This is a genomic window from Candidatus Hydrogenedens sp. (assembly GCA_035361075.1).
Classification (GTDB): domain Bacteria; phylum Hydrogenedentota; class Hydrogenedentia; order Hydrogenedentales; family Hydrogenedentaceae; genus Hydrogenedens.
Genome location: DAOSBX010000037.1, coordinates 1 through 19,929 on the forward strand (window position 1 = coordinate 1; position 19,929 = coordinate 19,929).

15 protein-coding genes and 4 tRNA genes are annotated in these 19,929 nt (G+C 38.4%); 9 read left to right on the top strand and 10 right to left on the bottom strand.

Annotation, left to right across the window (positions count from 1 at the left end):
- Positions 1–131 precede the first annotated feature (131 nt).
- The 4 genes from PLJ10_10755 to PLJ10_10770 form a co-directional block, all read right to left on the bottom strand.
- A tRNA-Thr gene (locus tag PLJ10_10755) sits at positions 132–207 on the bottom strand.
- 6 nt (positions 208–213) lie between these two features.
- A tRNA-Gly gene (locus tag PLJ10_10760) sits at positions 214–289 on the bottom strand.
- 41 nt (positions 290–330) lie between these two features.
- Positions 331–416 (bottom strand) — tRNA-Tyr (locus PLJ10_10765).
- Positions 417–438: 22 nt separating this feature from the next.
- Positions 439–514: transfer RNA gene (locus tag PLJ10_10770), tRNA-Thr, on the bottom strand.
- A 381-nt stretch (positions 515–895) separates the two neighbouring features.
- Between PLJ10_10770 and PLJ10_10775 the strand changes: the two genes are divergently transcribed.
- A complete protein-coding gene (locus PLJ10_10775; GenBank protein HOK10128.1) occupies positions 896–1,552 on the top strand; it encodes an SIS domain-containing protein in 657 nt (218 codons plus the stop codon).
- 40 nt (positions 1,553–1,592) lie between these two features.
- Positions 1,593–2,555 carry a malate dehydrogenase gene (gene mdh, locus PLJ10_10780; GenBank protein HOK10129.1) on the top strand — a complete coding sequence of 321 codons (963 nt, stop codon included), beginning with the start codon at positions 1,593–1,595 and terminating at the stop codon, positions 2,553–2,555.
- A gap of 100 nt (positions 2,556–2,655) precedes the next feature.
- Here the strand turns inward: mdh and PLJ10_10785 are convergent, their stop codons facing one another.
- From PLJ10_10785 to PLJ10_10800, 4 genes are read right to left on the bottom strand one after another with little or no spacing between them, the layout of a single operon-like run.
- Positions 2,656–3,042, bottom strand: a complete 387-nt coding sequence (locus tag PLJ10_10785; protein ID HOK10130.1) for a DUF2703 domain-containing protein — start codon at positions 3,040–3,042, stop codon at positions 2,656–2,658.
- A gap of 16 nt (positions 3,043–3,058) precedes the next feature.
- On the bottom strand, positions 3,059–4,390 hold the full coding sequence (locus PLJ10_10790; protein HOK10131.1) for a Gfo/Idh/MocA family oxidoreductase: 1,332 nt from the start codon (positions 4,388–4,390) through the stop codon (positions 3,059–3,061).
- 23 nt (positions 4,391–4,413) lie between these two features.
- Positions 4,414–5,946 (bottom strand): DUF1080 domain-containing protein, encoded by a 1,533-nt coding sequence (locus PLJ10_10795; protein HOK10132.1) that lies wholly within the window; start codon positions 5,944–5,946, stop codon positions 4,414–4,416.
- A gap of 21 nt (positions 5,947–5,967) precedes the next feature.
- On the bottom strand, positions 5,968–6,720 hold the full coding sequence (locus tag PLJ10_10800) for a ThuA domain-containing protein (GenBank protein ID HOK10133.1): 753 nt from the start codon (positions 6,718–6,720) through the stop codon (positions 5,968–5,970).
- Positions 6,721–6,908: 188 nt separating this feature from the next.
- On the opposite strand from PLJ10_10800, the gene PLJ10_10805 reads away from it, so the two are divergent.
- The 4 genes from PLJ10_10805 to mfd all read left to right on the top strand — a co-directional run bounded on the left by PLJ10_10805 (position 6,909) and on the right by mfd (position 14,749).
- Complete coding sequence (locus tag PLJ10_10805; GenBank protein HOK10134.1) at positions 6,909–9,035, top strand: glycosyltransferase family 39 protein; 2,127 nt, start codon at positions 6,909–6,911, stop codon at positions 9,033–9,035.
- A 436-nt stretch (positions 9,036–9,471) separates the two neighbouring features.
- On the top strand, positions 9,472–10,080 hold the full coding sequence (rpsD, locus tag PLJ10_10810) for a 30S ribosomal protein S4 (GenBank protein ID HOK10135.1): 609 nt from the start codon (positions 9,472–9,474) through the stop codon (positions 10,078–10,080).
- Positions 10,081–10,174: 94 nt separating this feature from the next.
- A complete protein-coding gene (locus PLJ10_10815; protein ID HOK10136.1) occupies positions 10,175–11,443 on the top strand; it encodes an adenylosuccinate synthase in 1,269 nt (422 codons plus the stop codon).
- Positions 11,444–11,488: 45 nt separating this feature from the next.
- Positions 11,489–14,749: a transcription-repair coupling factor gene (gene mfd, locus PLJ10_10820; protein ID HOK10137.1), complete on the top strand. Its 3,261-nt coding sequence runs from the start codon at positions 11,489–11,491 to the stop codon at positions 14,747–14,749.
- A 359-nt stretch (positions 14,750–15,108) separates the two neighbouring features.
- Here mfd and glnA read toward each other — a convergent pair whose 3' ends face one another.
- Both glnA and PLJ10_10830 read right to left on the bottom strand, forming a co-directional pair.
- A complete protein-coding gene (gene glnA, locus PLJ10_10825) occupies positions 15,109–16,533 on the bottom strand; it encodes a type I glutamate--ammonia ligase (GenBank protein HOK10138.1) in 1,425 nt (474 codons plus the stop codon).
- Positions 16,534–16,585: 52 nt separating this feature from the next.
- Positions 16,586–16,927, bottom strand: coding sequence for a P-II family nitrogen regulator (locus tag PLJ10_10830; protein ID HOK10139.1), 342 nt, complete (start codon positions 16,925–16,927; stop codon positions 16,586–16,588).
- A 455-nt stretch (positions 16,928–17,382) separates the two neighbouring features.
- Here PLJ10_10830 and PLJ10_10835 point away from each other — a divergent pair, with 455 nt between their 5' ends.
- The 3 genes from PLJ10_10835 to argF all read left to right on the top strand — a co-directional run bounded on the left by PLJ10_10835 (position 17,383) and on the right by argF (position 19,926).
- The gene (locus tag PLJ10_10835) at positions 17,383–17,691 is read left to right on the top strand and encodes a zinc ribbon domain-containing protein (protein HOK10140.1); all 309 of its coding nucleotides are present in this window, start codon (positions 17,383–17,385) and stop codon (positions 17,689–17,691) included.
- 130 nt (positions 17,692–17,821) lie between these two features.
- On the top strand, positions 17,822–19,015 hold the full coding sequence (locus PLJ10_10840; GenBank protein ID HOK10141.1) for an aspartate aminotransferase family protein: 1,194 nt from the start codon (positions 17,822–17,824) through the stop codon (positions 19,013–19,015).
- On the top strand, positions 19,009–19,926 hold the full coding sequence (gene argF, locus PLJ10_10845) for an ornithine carbamoyltransferase (GenBank protein ID HOK10142.1): 918 nt from the start codon (positions 19,009–19,011) through the stop codon (positions 19,924–19,926). Before PLJ10_10840 ends, argF begins: the two co-directional genes overlap by 7 nt.
- The last annotated feature ends 3 nt before the right edge of the window (positions 19,927–19,929 follow it).

Below are 19,929 nucleotides of genomic sequence, written 5' to 3' on the forward strand. Positions count from 1 at the left end.
CTATCGTCCCAATGTTCACATGCGGCTTCTTCCGCTCAAACTTCTGCTTCGACATCGTTGTATTCCTTCTTTTTTAGGTTTTGTTTTTAGTTAAATTTTAAATTACTTACCTAATAAACCTTTATGACTAATGGAGCCCACGACCAGAATTGAACTGGTGACCCCTTCCTTACCATGGAAGTGCTCTACCGACTGAGCTACGTGGGCATATTATGGAGCGGGAGGCGGGATTCGAACCCGTGACCCTCAGCTTGGAAGGCTGACGCTCTACCAACTGAGCTACTCCCGCATCGCAATCTATATAAACGCATTTCTGCGATTTATCACAAGTGGTGGTGGGCGCTGGATTCGAACCAACGTAGGCGCTAGCCAACGGGTTTACAGCCCGTCCCCTTTAACCACTCGGGCAGCCCACCACAAAACGTATATTCAATTTCCTGGAGCTGGCGAAGGGAATCGAACCCCCGACCTGCTGATTACAAGTCAGCTGCTCTACCTGCTGAGCTACGCCAGCGATTCTTCATTTTTATCCTCATGGGGATAAATATTTTACCAAACATCCATTTCTCTTGTCAACTTAACAAATCGAGGATAATTGATGAGCACCTCTCTAAAAAAACGGATGTTCTGATTATTAGAATGACATATAAGGCAATTATCAAATAGAGGAAATAACACTAAATATTCCCATAAAACATTGAGAAATATAACGTAATAATAATGTGCATCCCTTGGATACAATAAAAATTGATTAGTTAAAGAATTAAAAATTTTTGTGGACAGTGCTTTCTGATTAAAAGATTTTAAATTCCGTTTTATGATTTGTTCAGTTAAACTTGGTATAATTTCTTCACCTCACGTATACCATCTTCATAAATTTAAGGAAATAACTATTATGAATTTATCTCCTATCGAAAAAGAAATTTTTGATGATTTATTATCTCGTCGACCTGACTTAGCCTCATGCTCTGAGAATATATTAAAAGCACATCAATTACTTGTCGAATGTTTTAAGCATCATGGGACTCTTTTCACCTGTGGCAATGGAGGTTCATACGCAGATGCCTTACACATTGCTGGTGAATTGGTTAAAAGTTTCGAGCGGAAACGACCATTAGATACTACCCTCAAAGAGTGTATAGTAAATGAATATATGGGAGCAGAATTAAGTGAATATCTGGAAGCGGGGCTACGTGCTATCCCTTTGGGAATGAACAGTTCATTGAAAACAGCCATCGAAAATGACTGTCCTATGAGAGATATTGCCTTTGCTCAGGAATTAAATGTTTTAATGAATGCAGGGGATATTTTATTAACAATCTCAACCTCTGGCAATGCAAAAAACTGCCTTTATGCTGTGAGTGTTGCTCGAGCAAAAAAAGGGACAGTTATTGCTATGACAGGTCCTTCAGGCGGGCTCCTATCAAAGTATGCTCATGTTTGCATTAAAGTCCCTGGAGCAACCACAAAAGTCATTCAAGAGGCACATCAACCTATATGGCATACTCTTTGTGCAATGGTTGAGGCACATTTCTTCCCAGAAAAAAGATGATTAATTCTTCATACCAACATTAAATATCAAGGAGTAGATTATGACAAAAGGTAAATTTAGCCGACCTAAAATTGTATCTGTTGGAGCAGGAAATGTTGGAGCCACTTTTGCACAGTATTGCGTCGAAATGGAGTTAGGCGATGTGTTGCTCCTGGATATTGTGGAAGGCTTACCGCAGGGGAAGGCATTAGATTTGATACAGGCAGGTGTGGTTCGTGGGTATAGTGTTTCCATACAAGGCAGTAATGATTTTTCGGATATGAAGGATGCAGACATCATCGTTATTTCTGCAGGCTTTCCAAGAAAACCAGGGATGAGTCGTCTCGATTTGTTGGAAAAGAATGGGAAAATTATTGCTAATATTTGTGATTACATAAAGCGATTTGCACCAGATGCCATTGTAATCGTTATAACGAATCCTTTGGACATCATGGTGCAGTTGGCTTTCCATTTATTGAACCATCCCCCATCAAAAATAATGGGAATGGCAGGCTGTTTAGACAGTGCAAGGATGTGTTCATTTATTGCGGAGGAACTCGGTGTAAGCCAGAAGCAAGTAAATGCAATGGTGTTAGGCTCCCACGGTGATTTGATGGTTCCAATACCGGACTATACCACCGTTGCCGGAATTCCTGTAAAAGAACTTATTCCTACAGAACGATTGGAACAGATTATTGATAGGACAAGAAAAGGCGGTGCAGAAATTGTATCCCTCTTAAAAACAGGCAGTGCTTATTATGCACCATCTGCAAGTTCTGCAAGAATGGTCAAGGCTATTTTGCATGACGAAAAAGCGTTGTTACCCTGTGCCGTATATGCACAAGGGGAATATGGAATTTCTGGTGTATTTGTAGGGTTGCCCTGTATATTAGGGGCGAAAGGGGTAGAAAAAATCATCGAGTTGCCCCTTTCCAATGAAAATAAATCCGCACTAATGAAATCTGTGGAAGAAGTAAAGCAAGGAATACAATCATTAAAAGAATTAGGATTCGCAATCAGTTAAACTCAACTTCCGACTATTATTCACAACATCCATATTTCACTCTTTACTTAGGTAATACTTTTCCTTTATAAACCTTTATCACCTTTAACATGATTGGTCATCATATATAATACAGTGCTTTCATAACTGCCTCAATAATTATCGTGGATGGGATAGCTTCATAAATTGTATTATCAACCTTCACCGTTCTACAATCATTGGGACCACAAACACTACAACACGGGCTCTTTCCCGTCTTCGCATTAATATACTCTTCTAATAATCGGCCATTGATAATAATCCTGTTTGATTGAAGCGGATTGTTCTGAAACTGTTCTGGTGTAATTTCCCGTTTTTCAAGAATGACAACAATCCCTTTCGACTTTAGCATAGACTGCAACTGAGCCACTGCCTTTTCCAACTCATTCTCCGTATCCCCACATCTCGGACAAGTCTCCCCTTCTGAAACAAGCCGTTCCCACTCAATTTTCAATATTTTATCTTCCACAACTTTTTACTTTCCTTTAAATAACATTCCAGGGTTGTTTTTTGGGACGATGGATGAGTTGCTGGACATTATCGGGTAAGGGGGAAGGGTCTGTTATGACTTCTTTTTCGGGGTCCCAGCGAATGATTTTCTGGGTACGAATGGCAATATCACTTAATAAACAAAGTGCATTGGAACGCACTGCAACATCAATATTGGCTATGGTTTGTTTTCGTGTTTTCACACATTCAATGAAGTTCTTTAAGTGATGTTTACTCTGATACAGATGAACATCTGTCGGCTTCAATTTAATATCCAGTAATTTTTCAGGTTTTGCCTGGAGTGTCTCCCGATTAACATACACAGTTCCTTCTGTCCCTTCGAAGGTTATTCCTGTGGGGTTCAGGTTGGGTTCTTTTTTCTCTGTTTGTTCATTGGTAAAATGGACAATGATACCATCTGCATATTTCATCTGGACATCCCACGCCATTGCACAATCGCAAATGCCTTCTTTTGGGAATTCTCCCTTTCCTTCATATTCAATGGGTCCCGATGTCTCATCATTACCATGTCCCCATTGGGCAATATCAACATGATGAATTCCCCAACCTCCGATGAAGCCCATCGCATAATCTGCAATATGGTACCAATTGGGTCTCTCGGTTCGTGCCTTGCAATAGGGAACTGTAGGGGCAGGTCCTAACCACATTTCATAATTGAAATCTTCGGGAGCAGGAACAGGTTCTTCTCCACATGTAGGACCCACAATGCCACCAGGCACTCCAACACGGATTTTCTTTAATTCACCAATATAGCCATTTCTAACCAATTCACAGGCAAATCGAAAATCGTCATTAGAACGCTGTTGAGTTCCAAACTGGAAGATACGGTTGTGCTTCTTTATTGCCTCTCTAACTTTCAAATCGTCCTGAATAGAAATACATAAAGGCTTTTCAACATACATATCTTTCCCTGCCTGGGCAGATAAAACAGCAAGAATTCCATGCCAATGGTCATTGGTAGCAATAACTACCGCATCTATATCTGAACGGGATAAGACTTCATGAAAATCTCTGTAAAGGGATACGTCCTTAAATTTCTTACGGACATCCTCATAAGCCTCATCTAAATCCTCTTTCCGTACATCACATAAAGCCCTGATTTGAGCTTCTTTTACGGACATTAAAGCATCCATCAAATATCTTCCTCGTCCTCCTGTCCCAATGAAAGCCACACCTACTTTTTCAGAAGGTTTCGGGTCTTTGCCAAAGAGAGAAAAGGAAGGAATTAAAGGGAAAGACGCAAGCAACGCAGATGTCTTCATGAAACTGCGTCTGGACAATGTTTGTTTTTCATTGCTGGTCCCCATAGAAAGTCTCCTTATAATAAAATTTATTCTTTTTCTGTTAAGGGCCGAACCCAGAAATTTCTATACGCCACAGGACCATGGTCTCCCTGCAACATTATCGGTCCTTTTGGTGCTTCGTCATTGAATAAAGATGCCCGTGTCGGCCCCGATAGTTCTTGATTTTCGTGAACCACCACACCGTTATGAATAACACGCACGAATTGAGCATTGGCAATCTTTTTCCCTTCTGCATCAAATCTGGGAGCCTTGAAGATGACATCAAAACTTTGCCATACACCAGGGGGGCGAGATGCATTTACACGAGGGGGTTTCCCTTCATATCCACGCTGGTCATCCGGAATACCCGGTTCCTCATGCCAACGTTGGTAGATACCCCCACAATCACTATGTTTTGGCTCTGCCACACCCCAACTATCCAAAACCTGAATTTCATATCTACCTTGGAAATATACACCCGAATTGGAACCCTTAGGCACCATAAATTCGATATGTGCTTCCACATCACCCCATTCTTCCTTTGTAATGAGATGGTTTGTTTTGCCATCTTTACCATTGATAAGCACACCAATGCCAGGTAATGACGTAAGTAAAGCCTCATTCTGCGGGTCTGTCATTGCATCGCTTCCGCAATACCATGTGCCTGTTGGTTCACGGAACGCATTTAAATCGTTTGTGGAAACCCGAACAGGCTCGTAGGTAGCAACAGAAGACACAAGTTCTTTCCACACCTTCATAGAACGAGGCAAATGCTCTTTTACAGGCTCTTGTATTCCATAGCCCTGTAAACCAACGGGACCTGTATAACCCACTGATTTTAATGTTTTCAATAGAGGTTTTAAATCATAAGTTCCTTTGTCCAGCGGTTGGATTAATTTATCCCAATCCCCAGGAGGTTCTGCCCCATTCAAGGTTACAACAAATAATTTCGGTTTTACCTTGCGAATAAGCAAATCTAAATTCATTTCGGGTCCATCCACCTTTAACCAGTGGCACAGATTGAAAGAAATGCCCACATTGGGTTTGCCCGAATCCTGTGCTAATTGATAGGCCTGTTCTGTTTTATCAAGCCAGCAACCTGCATGAGGATACAGGGCTACCTTTACACCATAAGGCAATGCCTGGTCCGCTACATTACGGATTAAGGCAAGTGCCTGCTGATACGATTCCGGTTCGTTAAATTTCCATGCCTGACTGTTGATAGTCAGCCAGAGGAAATATTCATTTCCTTTCATAATTTCTAATGCCTCTGCCAATCCGGGTTGTATCTGGAAGCCTTCTTTTTCTATTGTTCCCCAGAAATAAACAGCATATAATTTGAGCCCGTTGGCTTGCAGGGCATTTTTAAGTTCTGCAAACGAGTCAAAACCTGTCCAGCTTATGCCTGTAAAACCTAATTCTTTGGCAAAAGCTACCTGCAAATCAGGTGTTGAATGTTCCGCATCCCGTGTTGCAGTATCCATAGCAAAAAATTCTTTGAAAAACGGGGAATCATCTGCAAAACACATTAAACTACCCAATAAAATTATCAAACCAAAAAGGACAAAAATCTTTTTCATTGTTAGTTTTCCTCTAAAAAATTAATTGTTTTTTCCTGCGGACCATTTAATTGCATTATACATGAGTTTACGAAATTGTTCATTGGCAAAATTTTGTGGACCATGACCTAACTGGATGAAAAAAATCTCCGTATTGTTATATTTATTTACCCAGCCTATAAAAGAAGCACTTTCAGGATGGTTCGTTGTCAAAAGCACATGAACCTCCGGGGAGATATAGAACTGACTATATGTCTCATCTATTTCTTCAAAATCTTCTACCCCCTGCGTAATGGGGTGATTTTTGTCCGCAATATGTACTGGAATTTTTACATCATGCTTATATTTAGAGCGTTCATATTTTTTCCCTTCCCATTCCATATCTTCCAAAAAATATTTTGCCCCGATAATCTTTGAAAATTCATTCCACTCTGGAAAAGCAGATATGGCATGGTGCATAACAATTATTTTTTTGCCACTATTTAGCATATCCAGGAAATTTTTTTGCTGTTTCTTTGTTATTTTTTGATGAAAATTATAGAAAATAATCGTGTCAAACTCTTTATATTTATCATTATCAAAAAAAGCACATTTTCCACCTGCATAATCAAAGTATTCCGCCTTAACATCTGTCATACTTGCCCACATTGCTTCAAACGGCTCTTTATCATAACTATGGCCTCCCGTGATAATAGCAACACGAACTTGCGAATCTGCGTGGACTATAAAAAAACAAGAAAAAATAAAAATTAGGGTTATGCCTATCAAACTGACTTTCAGAAAAAAATGGCTCATCATCCTTTTCCTTTCTATGTTTAATTCTTTTTGCTTCAAATAAACCAACAAACTATATAACATAATAAAAAAACATGTTAAAAAAATACAAAAACTATTTTAGCACACCGCTTTATAAAATAGCCCCATTGATATAGGAAACAATAAATGTTATATTAAAAGCAAATAATAGTATATTACGTTTATATATGAATACGATAAAAAAATATTATTTAATCATTATCTTATTTTTAATATCAGTTATAGCAATTATATCGTTGCCTCAAAAACCTTCTCTCTGGGGTGATGAGTTGCTCGGCGGTGTTTTATTTACAGAGGCATCTTCTGCAATAGAATTCCTTACCGTTCAGGGAAGTGTAGGTCCTGAAGTAGCCCCGATATATCCACTACTACTCTACTTCAACGCTAAATACCTTCATATACCATTGAATACATTCCGATATTTCTCTGTGCTATGTTGTTTATTTAGTTCCCTCTTTATCTATCTGTCAATTTCAAAATTTGCCAGTAGTAAAATAGCCTTTCTTACATCTGTTTCCGTTGCGTTGGTGCCAATCCACCTCTGGTATAGCATGTTATTACGACCTCATGCTTTAGCCTTTTTACTAAGCACTATATCCTTCTATTTTTTCACACTTATAAATAATGACCATGTAAAAGTAAAATATCTTCTTATCCTCTGTTTTATTAATGTAATACTTATTTTTACTCACTACATCTTTTTCTGGATACCTTTGGCAGAATCCCTGTTTTTAATTCTTAATAGAAGAATCAATAAACGGAATATCTTGTTTCTCTTTCTGAATTCTACAATGATAGGTTTCGTTATTTTTTATTTAGGATTTTTCATTCGCACCAATAATATTGAATTTGCACCTGAAAAAGGTATCAAACAAATATTCCTTTTTATTTTCAGTGTGATGGATTATGAGATTCCTTCAATGACCTCTTGGGGAATACTCATACAGCCGTTGTTTTTCGTTCACAGGCAAATACCACCATGGCTAAATCATTTTTTTGAATATGCACCCAAAATCGTTGTCTACAGCGGAAATTGTCTTCTTTCACTTCTTCTCCTATACCTACTCGCAAAAGAATTATTTTATATCATAAAAAATAAAACCTTACCAAAAAATATATCCTGCTATTTACTCTTTTTCGGAGTCATAATGCCGATTTGTTTTGGGCTAATTCAGATAATCTTAGGAATAAACATTTCGATGGTTCGCTATTTCTACCTGTCTTTTATATGCAAAATTGCCCTATTATACATTTTCCTAATTCAAATTAGAAATAAAAATCTTTACAGATTTCTAACCACAATTACCGTTTTGTTCTTCATTCATCAATTCATTATTTACAGGGCTTGTTTGCCATATTCAGACTGGGACACATGTGCCAAATATATCAATGAACGAACCATAGCTAATGACATTATTATTACTGGTAGATTTGAAGAAGCAGTCACATTAAAATACGCAATGCCTAATCCCAATACCACACCTATTCTATATTCTACATCCATAAAATCTGCAATAGATGGAATACTGGATTTACAACACAAAAACCCATCTTCAACTATCTGGCTGATTTATAGTATGCAATGGAATTTTAACATGCCATGCATACTACGAGAAGAACTCAAAAAACGGGATATTAATTTTCACGAAAAAGTCTTCCCCTCCTTTGAAGGTATCGCCTCTTATGAAATACCACCAAAAATCCAACACGAAAACAATAAAACTACCTACGATGCATTTTACAACTGTAACCCAGAATATCAGTGGGAAGATGAAAAGAAAAACAGAAAAGATAAAATGCTCAAAATCTTAGAACAGTACCGCTCACACAAACTTAATAATGAATCATTGCTTGATTGGTTAGTTTTTCCCGACGGTTCAGCTGGATTAAACACCACACCCCAATTGACGTTCCAATTGATTGCTATGGACAAAAAAAACGAAGCTCAAGGTCTATTTAGACATTTTAGTAACCAAACAATTTGGGCCAACATCGCCTTAATCTTATTCTTAACAGAAACAGGACAATTAACAACAGCAGAAGAAATATTTATCCCACTAGCAAAGAGAAACATTTACTTGGCATGTCTATTAAAACCGATATGGAAAAATTATGCAGAAGGAAAATACTCAGAACTCCTTGAACAATGCCATCAATTAAAAAAAGCAGGGTTCCCACTCGCATATCTTTTAGAAACTATCGTCCAACTGAAAACAGAAACTAGAAGTCAAAAGATACTTCAATCAGGACTGTTCCCCCTCAACAACACCGCAAAAATACTCCTATTAAACTAAAAACCTTTAACGTGCTCAACCTTTCCAACATCACATTAATGCTAATTACATAACCTCATACCAACTCAAGTAGAGATGATTCATAAATTGCCCTACCTATTATACCCATGAGTAAACATTAATGTAGCTATAATATGAAAAATTGTGTAATGCTAAGTTTTGGATAATAGTAATCAGAAATGGGAAGCCAAAGAGTTAGTATAATTTTCGAAAAGTCTATACCTTCCAATCACAATTCATTTCCCCTTGGAGGCTCTTGGTTTATATTTTTCATGAGTTGATTTGTAATTTGTTTTTACCTAAATAAAATATTTATAATATAAGACTTCAAAAAAGATTATTATTTACACCTCTATCTTTTCCGCGGCTGTAAAAGAGAGTGTTTGTGTATCATTTAATTATTAAAAACTAATCACGTAAGGAATAACAGGAACGTATGGGAAGATATTTAGGTCCGAAACATAAGTTATGTCGGCGTTTGGGTTCCTGTATCTGGGGAAGCCCGAAATGCCCGTCGAAAAAGCGTCCGTTCCGTCCGGGTCAACATGGAAGAGACCCGAAAGGAAAACTTTCTGTTTATGCCAAACAATTGTTAGCAAAGCAGAAAATCCGCACACATTATGGTTTAATGGAACGGCAAATGAAGAAGACTTTTCAGGAAGCGAAACGGATTGCTGGAGATACAGGTGTAAATTTAATTCGCCTTTTAGAAAGTCGATTAGATACGGTCATATATCGTTTAGGGTTTGCCCCAACGATTTCATCTGCACGTCAGTTAGTTACACATTGCCATTTTCTTGTGGATGGTAAAAAGGTAAACATTCCTTCATTCATAGTAAAACCAGGCATGAAAATAACTGTCCGTGAAAAAAGCAGAAATATCCCAATGATTGCCACAGGTGCAGAAAATCCGTATCAAGAAATTCCACCTCATTTAGCACGGGAAGCAAAATCATTTGAAGGACATGTTGTTTCTGTCCCAGCAGAGGAAAATCTACCTTTCCTTGAAGATACTGCTGGTGTCATCGGTTTCTACTCGAGATAATTGTTTTAAGTATAATATGTAAGAAGTATGCGGGTCGATTTTAATTCGGCCCGTTTTTTTGTGAAAACAAAAGTAGAAGGAAAAGGCATACTTTATGAGTATCGAAATTATTGTCGGAGCCAATTGGGGTGATGAGGGCAAGGGACGAATGGTTGATTACTTCGCTCAGGATGCAGATTTTGTGATTCGGTATCAAGGTGGCAACAATGCTGGCCATACAGTAATAAATGAATATGGTGAATTTAAATTGCATCTAATTCCCTCAGGCGTATTCAGTAAAAAAACGATAAATATTCTCGGTCCTGGAATGGTTATCAACTTGCAAAGCCTTGTAGAAGAGATTCAGAGCTTCCAAGAAAAAGGGATTGACCCTCAAATTATGATTTCAGAGCGGGCTACAATCTGTTTCCCGTATCACCAATTAGAAGATGTTTGGGAGGAAGAGCGGTTAGGTAAAAACGCATACGGTTCAACACGTCGTGGAATTGCACCCGTTTATGGAGACAGAACAGTTAAAAAAGCAATATTAATGGGCGAACTTCTCTATCCAGAAAAACTTAAATCGCGACTGGAACAGATTGTAAAATGGAAGTTACAAATAGCCCGCGGTGTTTATGGAAAAGAATCACCGTTTACCTTTAACGAAATCTGGGAATGGACTCAAAAATGGGGTGGACTTTTACTGCCATATATCAAAGATACAAATAAAATACTTGAAGATGCAGTCCGTGCAGGAAAGAAAATTCTTTTTGAAGCCCAATTAGGAACTCTGCGTGACCTTTATTTCGGCATATATCCATACACGACATCGTCGTGCACACTTTCAGCCTTTGCACCTATTGGGGGTGGATTGTTCGGTTTCAAACCCGACCGAGTAATCGCTGTGGTAAAAGCCTTTTCAACCTGTGTGGGTGAGGGTCCTTTTGTAACCCTGATGGAACCTGAAGAAGCCGATCAGCTCCGCAAAATAGCAAAAGAATATGGTGCAGCAACAGGGAGACCAAGAACTATTGGACATTTCGATGCTGTTGCTACCCGTTATGGTGTAAAACTTCAAGGAGCAACCGAAGTCGCTCTAACGAAATTAGATAGCCTTACTGGAAGAAAAGTCTTAAAACTTTGTACACACTATCAATTCGAAGATAAAATATTTGAAGATTTTCCAATCAATCCTATCCTTGAACAATCAAAACCGATATACATAGAACTTCCAGGCTGGGATGAAGACATTTCCAAGGTGCGTCGGTTTGAAGACCTTCCTAAAAATGCTCAAAATTATGTAATAGAAATCGAAAAAAGAATCGAATGCCCCATTAAATATATTTCTGTCGGACCTGAACGGGAAGCATTAATCACTCGATAGACTCAATAACACAAGCGGATATTAGTAATTTGGTACGTGCTAAAAATGGCAATTTCCTTAAAAGAATTTGAAATAATTCACAAACTTGCCCAAGGATTTCATCATACGAACTATATTCAGGTCTCGGGTCCATGGGGAACAGGTAAAAGTGTCATTGCTTACCTATTAAGTTCTGCACTAAATACACCCCTTTTCATTATCGCACCTGATAACCAGTCCGCTGAAGATATTTACGAAGATTTTGTAACACTGAGCTCTGAAGAAACATGTGCCCTTTTCCCTCCATGGGAAACCATGCCAACAGATATTATTGACCCTGCTGAAGATATTGTTTCTGAACGACTCCATTTATTAACACGAATTATCTCTGGCAAACAAAAGCCGAAAATAATCATTTCTACAATTCGTTCTGTATTACAAATAGTTCCACCTGTTCAATCATTAGAACGGCAACGAATTCATTTGCAGACAGAACAGGAGTATAGTCTTGAAGAATTAACACATTTGTTAGTCGCCTCAGGCTACCAACGTGAGGCGTCTGTATCTCAACATGGCGAATTTAGCCGACGCGGTGGAATCCTTGATATTTTCCCTTATGGTCATGAGTTACCAGTACGTCTGGAATTTTTTGCTGATACTATTGAATCCATTCGAGAATTTGACCCAGAAACACAGAAAAGTATTGCCCCCATTGATTTCGTGGATATTATACTTAAAACAGAGAAGGACTTATTGAGAGAAAAAATAACTTTAAAAGAAAAAACATGGATTCTGGACTATCTACCGACTGATACACTAATTGTATGGGATGAACCATTAAATATATTTTCAGAAGGAGAGAAGATAGAAAGTGAATTTACAGAAAACCCATATCTTTTTTCCTTAGAAGAATTGAAAGAAAAATGTAGTACCTTTAAAAACATAGAAATTGCATCACTTTCACTACCCGAAAGGAATGTAGCCCAACGTATTATCATCCCTATGAATTCCGTACAGATGTGGGCTGGCAATTTAAGTCAATTCTGGGAACAATTAAAGCAATGGGACATTGAACATTATCAAGTGCGTCTCTTATGCAACACACCAGCAGAACAATTGCGAATGCATGAGTTGGTTACAGAACAAGGTTACCGATTAGATAAAGACCCCTTTGACCTAAAAATTGAGTTAGGAAAAATTCGTGCTGGCTTCATATATCCAGATGAAAAATTAGTAGTTATCAGTGAAAGAGAATTGTTTGGCAGAAAATATGTTCGCCGAAAAGGTCGATTTTTCCGCAGAGGTAGCCGTATTTATTCATTAACCGACTTAAAACCAGGGGACTTCGTTGTTCATGAAACACACGGAATAGGTAAGTTCGCAGGATTATATCGATTTTCTGATAAACCTGCCGATTACCTATCCATCATCTATCGAGATGGGGATAGACTTTATATCCCAGTCACACAATTAGATCAGATACGAAAATATATTGCTGGTGAAGGTGTCACACCTAATTTAGATAAAATGGGTGGAAAAACATGGAACAAAACGAAAGAAAAAGTCAGAGAGTCTGTCAAACAATTTGCAGAGGAACTACTAAAATTATATGCAAAACGGCATCACTCTAAAGGTTTTGCATTTTCAGCGGATACCCCATGGCAACGGCAAATGGAAGAAGCTTTTGACTATGAAGAGACCCCAGACCAGTATCGTGCCATTGAGGAAGTAAAACGGGATATGGAAGACCCCAAACCGATGGACCGACTTATTTGTGGAGACGTCGGCTTCGGAAAAACAGAGGTGGCTATCCGCGCCAGCTTCAAGGCGGTTATGGATGGTAAGCAGGTTGCGGTGCTTGCACCGACAACAGTATTAGTCCATCAACATTGGCATACCTTTCAAGAACGAATGGCTGGGTTCCCTATCCGCATAGAAGCATTAAGCCGTCTACGGACAACAAAACAGATAAAAGACGTATTAAAAGGTTTAATGACAGGTGAAGTAGATATTGTAATCGGCACACATCGACTCCTTTCTAAAGATGTCCAATTTAAAGATCTCGGGCTACTTATTATTGATGAAGAACAAAGATTTGGTGTTCGCCACAAAGAACAACTTAAAAAACTTCGTGAACATGTCGATTCTCTAACTCTCACTGCCACACCTATCCCCAGAACATTACAGTTTTGCCTCTCTGGAATACGAGATATGAGTGTCATTAATACAGCACCTAATGACCGATTACCTATCCATACATGCATTACCCATGCATCTCCTGAGGTCATTAAAGAAGCCATTGAAAGAGAACTGCGACGAGAAGGACAAGTTTACTACTTACACAACCGTGTACAGACAATTGAATACACCGCAAAAAAACTACAACAATGGGTTCCTCATGCACGAATCGGCATCGGTCACGGGCAAATGTCCAAAAATGAGTTGGAACGTATCATGACCGCCTTCATCAACCGAGAAATTGATGTGCTTGTCTGCACAACTATCATTGCTTCAGGTATTGATATACCAAATGTTAATACCATCATTGTTGACCGTGCAGATAGGTTCGGCTTAAGCGAGTTATACCAAATTCGTGGTAGGGTTGGAAGATATAAACACCGTGCCTTTGCCTATCTACTAATACCTTCCGACAAATCACTCACCAAAGAAGCACAAGAACGATTAAAAGCCATTCAAGACTTTTCAGTTTTAGGTTCAGGACTTCAAGTTGCCCTTAAAGATTTAGAAATTCGTGGAGCAGGAGATTTGTTAGGACCTGAACAAAGTGGACATATTAATGCGGTCGGCTTCGATACTTACCGCGAACTAATTGAAGAAGTTATCGCAGAGATGAAGGGACAACCTATCATCCGTAAAAAACTACCCCCTTTAGAAGGGAACATCAATGCTCGCATCCCTGACGATTTCATCACCGATTCATTGCAAAGAATGCAATGGTACCAACGAATTTCATCTGTGCAAACACCAGAAGAATGCCAAGAACTCATCGAAGAACTAAGAGATAGATATGGAGCGATTCCAGAGTGCACGGAGAATCTGATTAATGTCATGAAAGCACGTGTACTTGCTCATGACCTCGGAGTAAAAAGAATTATAGTGAACAAAAAAGTCCTCCATATTATCTTTGATACATACCACCCTATAACACCTATTCGAAAAAAAATCGCTTTGGAAATATTCAAAACCGAAATTAGTACTGGTTGGGAAGAATATCCATATTTAGAAGTAACCACAGATGACAACTTAGAAAACCATTTACATCTGCTCATTTTATATCTGGAAAAATTACATAAAGAAGGGGTTTAATACCTTAAAACAAAAACGGTTTTTTCGCATTTCCAAAGTATCAACTAAGCTAAATATTCACATCATCAATCCCCTCACTATTAAAAAGAATTCTGAACATCATTAACCCTATTCGTGAAACGTATATGATTTTCTATAGGGTCAGACCCATGTGTCTACCCTAATGATTAAACGGATACGGCAGGGCGAACACATGGGTTTGCCATACAAATCCATCGTTTCTTCTATTGTATTTATCCTAATATAACAGGTGCTTCTTTCGTTACGCACATTTTATCTGTCACATTTGCCAAGTCTACCCATTTCTATAAGAGGGGACGCTAATGATAGTAGATTTAAGGCTTCTTTATTTATAATTTCTAAATATCAAAATATAGCATAAATTCGTAGGGATGTGGTCTTAGATTTACTGCCTCAACTTCTCGTACACGTTTGTACTCGATCCATGTTTTCAGAACATCTTCTGTAAATACATCTCCTTTGGTCAAGAACTCATGGTCTTTGGACAATGCATTCAGGGCTTCTGCAAGGCTACCTGGGACTTGTGGGATAAGTGCTTTCTCTTCGGGAGGAAGGTCATACAGGTCTTTATCCATAGGTTCACCTGGGTCTATCTTATTCTGAATGCCGTCCAAACCTGCCATCAACAACGCCGCAAACGCCATGTACGGATTGCAAGACGGATCAGGTACCCGAAATTCAATCCGTTTCGCTTTAGGGCTTGGAGAATACATCGGAATGCGACAGCATGCACTGCGATTGCGTGCAGAGTAAGCAATATTCACCGGTGCTTCATATCCCGGAACTAATCGCTTGTAACTATTTGTCGTTGGATTTGTAATAGCAACAAGAGCAGGAGCATGTTTTAGCAATCCACCGATAAACCAGAGTGCTTCCTGACTTAATCCTGCATATTTATTTCCTGCGAAAGTAGGTTTTCCACCTTTCCATAATGAAATATGACAATGCATTCCTGAACCATTATCGCCAAACAAAGGTTTAGGCATAAAGGTCACAGTTTTCCCATTTCTCTTTGCTACATTTTTAATAATGTATTTATACAATGTTAGCTGGTCTGCCATTTGTGTCAATGGTGCATAACGCATATCAATTTCTGCTTGTCCACCTGTGGCTACCTCGTGATGGTGACATTCTACATCAATACCACATTCTAACATTAACGCCACCATTTCGCTTCGTATATTATGCGTAGCATCTGCAGGGGGTATAGGGAAATATCCTTCTTTATATCGTAGTTTATAACCTAAATTTGGTTTCTCATCTCTACCGCTATTCCATATCCCTTCAATGCTATCTATAAAGTAATATCCACTATTAGCGGTTTGATCACAACGTATATCATCAAAAATAAAGAATTCTGCCTCGGGTCCAATATAGCATGTATCTGCAAGTCCTGTAGACATTAAATAATTTTCTGCCTTTTGGGCAATATTCCGTGGGTCACGAGTATACCGTTCCTTCGTAATCGGGTCTAAAATGTTACAATAAATCACTAACGTGGGTATGTCTGAAAACGGGTCAACAAATGCTGTCCGAGGGTCTGGCAAAACGAGCATATCACTCTCATGGATACTTTGCCAACCGCGAATACTGGAGCCATCAAACCCAATACCAGACTCAAAAACTTCCTCATCAATCTGGGAAACGGGAAAAGTGAAATGTTGTTGTAAGCCTGGAAAATCCATAAATCGTAAATCTACAAATTTAATCTGTTTGTCCTTGATTAAATTAATAACATCCTTGGACGTGTAATCTTTATACATATAAATTCTCCTTGTTATTTGTTATGTGTATAATATGCACAAAAAATTTATGTTAAGATACTACAATATCTCCTGTTTCTCCTGTTCGTATTCGTATTGCTTCTTCAACAGGTATAATAAATATCTTGCCATCACCAATCCGTCCTGTCGACACCGACTTAATTATCGTTTTTACAACCGTTTCGACCATATCATCTACAACAACAACCTCTATCTTTATCTTCGGCAAAAATTCCACGACATACTCAGCTCCTCGATATAATTCTTTATGTCCACGTTGCCTACCAAATCCTTTTACCTCGGTCGCTGTTAAACCTTTACATCCAATCTCAGCAAGGGCTTCCTTCACTTCTTCTAACTTAAAAGGTTTGATAATAGCTTCTATCTTCTTCATGGGTTTAACCCCTATTCTTGAGTAATGTTGTTATATGTAAAAATTAAATGTAAATTTATGATTATATCACATTTTTTCATTTACATGTTTTGTAATTGCAAGCAATAAAAATGCCAACCTAATCTTCCTTATTGAAAATCCCATTAAATGCTACAAAACTGGGAAATCGTTAGCAGAATTTATGCAATAACTTTACATAATAAAATTCAAATATTACTCAAATGTAATTATTATAAAGTATAAACTACAAAAATGTAGGTTGTTTCCTTCGAACCACTGAGTTTTTTCTTGATTTTAATCAGGAAAAAGTGATAGTATACTTCTCTTACAACAAATTTGATTAGATTAGAAATATCTACTACTCCTTACTGTTTCTTGTATAACCTTTAAAGGTTTTTATACGTTAAATGAAAGGTAGTGGGTTTTCTTTTCCGTTTTCAAAGGAGGAAATATATATGCCGACATATACTTACGAATGTGTTAAATGTGGTTATCAGTTCGATTATTTTCATTCCATAACTGCATCACCAAAGGTAATCTGTGAGAAATGTAAGGGGAAATGTCAACGATTAATTGGTAACGGTTCTGGGATAATTTTCAAGGGTAGCGGATTTTACGAAACAGACTACAAGAGAAATAACAACCATGGCAATGGACATAAACATAAGAGCACTACATCTGCTGATGGTAATGGTAAGTCATCTTCTACCGAATCAAAATCAACCGAAACGAAATCAGCATCTAAAGAGACCGTGTCCAAATAGTTTATCCTAACTAAGTAACTTAAATATTTCGTAATAACAGAGGTGCATTCTTTTAAGAATGCACTACATTTGTTTTATAATACGCAAATTCACCAAAATATAAATACATATCAAGGGAGTTCGCAAGCAAATGACAAATGATGAATTGAGAACGTTGGCAGACACATATTTAATTAACACATACGGCTCAAGGACATTAGCATTAGTCCGTGGACAAGGAACGCATGTTTGGGATGCGGATGGTAAGGAGTATATAGATTTATTTTCAGGTATTGCGGTTTGCAATTTGGGACATTGCCATCCAAAAGTCACAAAAGCAATTGTAGACCAAGCACAAAAATTAATTCATGTATCAAATCTATACAATATTGAACCACAAATATTATTAGCGAAGAAATTAAGTGATTTATGCTTTGCAAAAAAGTGGTTTTTCTGTAATGGTGGTGCTGAAGCAAACGAATCTGCAATAAAAATTGCAAGACGTTACTGGACTGTAAAAGGTTTGTATAAACCAAATATCATTACAGCCGAACAGTCATTTCATGGGAGAACCCTTGCTACTATAACAGCCACAGGACAGCCAAAATATCATAAGGGATTTGAGCCGATGGTGCCTGGGTTTACTTATGTCCCCTATAACGACACTGAAGCGATAGAAAAAGCCTTATCACCTGCGACAGGTGCCATTTTATTAGAGCCGATACAGGGTGAAGGTGGAATCCGTATGCCTTCCCCCAATTACCTCAAAGAAGTCCGCGAGATCTGTAATAAACATCAGGTCCTCCTCATTTTCGACGAGGTTCAAACAGGCTTAGGTAGAACTGGTTATATGTTTGCACATCAGGCGTTTGATGTAACACCAGACATTATGACTTTAGCTAAAGGATTAGCGAATGGAGTCCCTATTGGGGCTATGGGTTGCACTGAGGAAATTGCTCAAGGTTTTAGCCCTGGTGCCCACGCCTGTACCTTTGGTGGAAACCCATTAAGTACCGCAACAGCATTGGCTGTGGTTGAAGAACTGAGCAACCCCACGTTCCTTGAAAACGTGCGGGCGTTAGGAAAATGTTTTATTACTGGATTGAGTAAAATAGCGGAGGTACATCGAAAAATCAAAGAAGTTCGAGGTCAAGGATTAATGATAGGCGTTGAATTTGATGAACCCGTCAATCCTTTAATAAATCAGATGTTCTCCCGCGGATTTATATGTGGTTCAGCAGGTCCGCACGTGCTACGATTCTTACCACCTTTGATTGTTGAACAACAAGAGTTAACCCAAGCACTACATGCATTAGAACAATCATTAGGAGAGTTAGGATGGTAAAAGATTTTCTCTCATTACTTGATTTCTCCACTGACGAGATTCATAAGATTTTAAATCTTGCCCATGAGTTGAAAACATTACAGAAAAAAGGATTGCCTCACCGCTGGTTACGAGGGAAAACACAGGCAATGATTTTTGAGAAACCAAGCCTCAGAACAAAACTAACCTTCCAAATAGGTATGTTTCATTTAGGAGGCGAAACTATCGTCATGGATATGAAATTAGGTGAGAGGGAATCCGTTCCAGACGTAGCCAAAAATTTAGAACGTTGGGTTGATTTAATTGTTGCGAGAACTTACAGCCACGATGATTTAGTATGCTTAGCACAAAACGCCAAAATTCCCGTCATTAACGCTCTCAGTGATTTACTTCACCCCTGCCAGATTATGGCAGATATAATGACACTGCAAGAGCATTTCTCACATAAATTAGAAAATATATGTGTGGCTTTTGTCGGTGATGGAAATAATGTTTTTCACTCATGGGCAGAGTCGTTAATACACTTCCCCTTCCGACTTCGATTGGTATGTCCCGAAGGTTATTCAGGCAATCCTGATTTAATCGGCAACGTAAAAAAGAAAGTTGAAGACCGTCTCGAAATAACCCACGATGTAGTTAAAGGATTAAAAGACGTTGATGTAGTATACACTGATGTATGGGCAAGTATGGGGCAAGAACATGAGGCTGAACAACGTTCAAAAATATTCGCCCCTTACCAGGTCAATTCGAAACTCATGTCCCGTGCAAAGCCAGGTGCAAAATTTATGCACTGTCTTCCAGCACATCGTGGCATGGAAGTTACTTCTGAAGTCATTGACAGTCCTGAATCAATAGTATATGACCAAGCAGAAAACAGACTCCATGTGCAGAAAGCTATAATGGTTACATTATTAGGCTATAATCCTCATTAAATA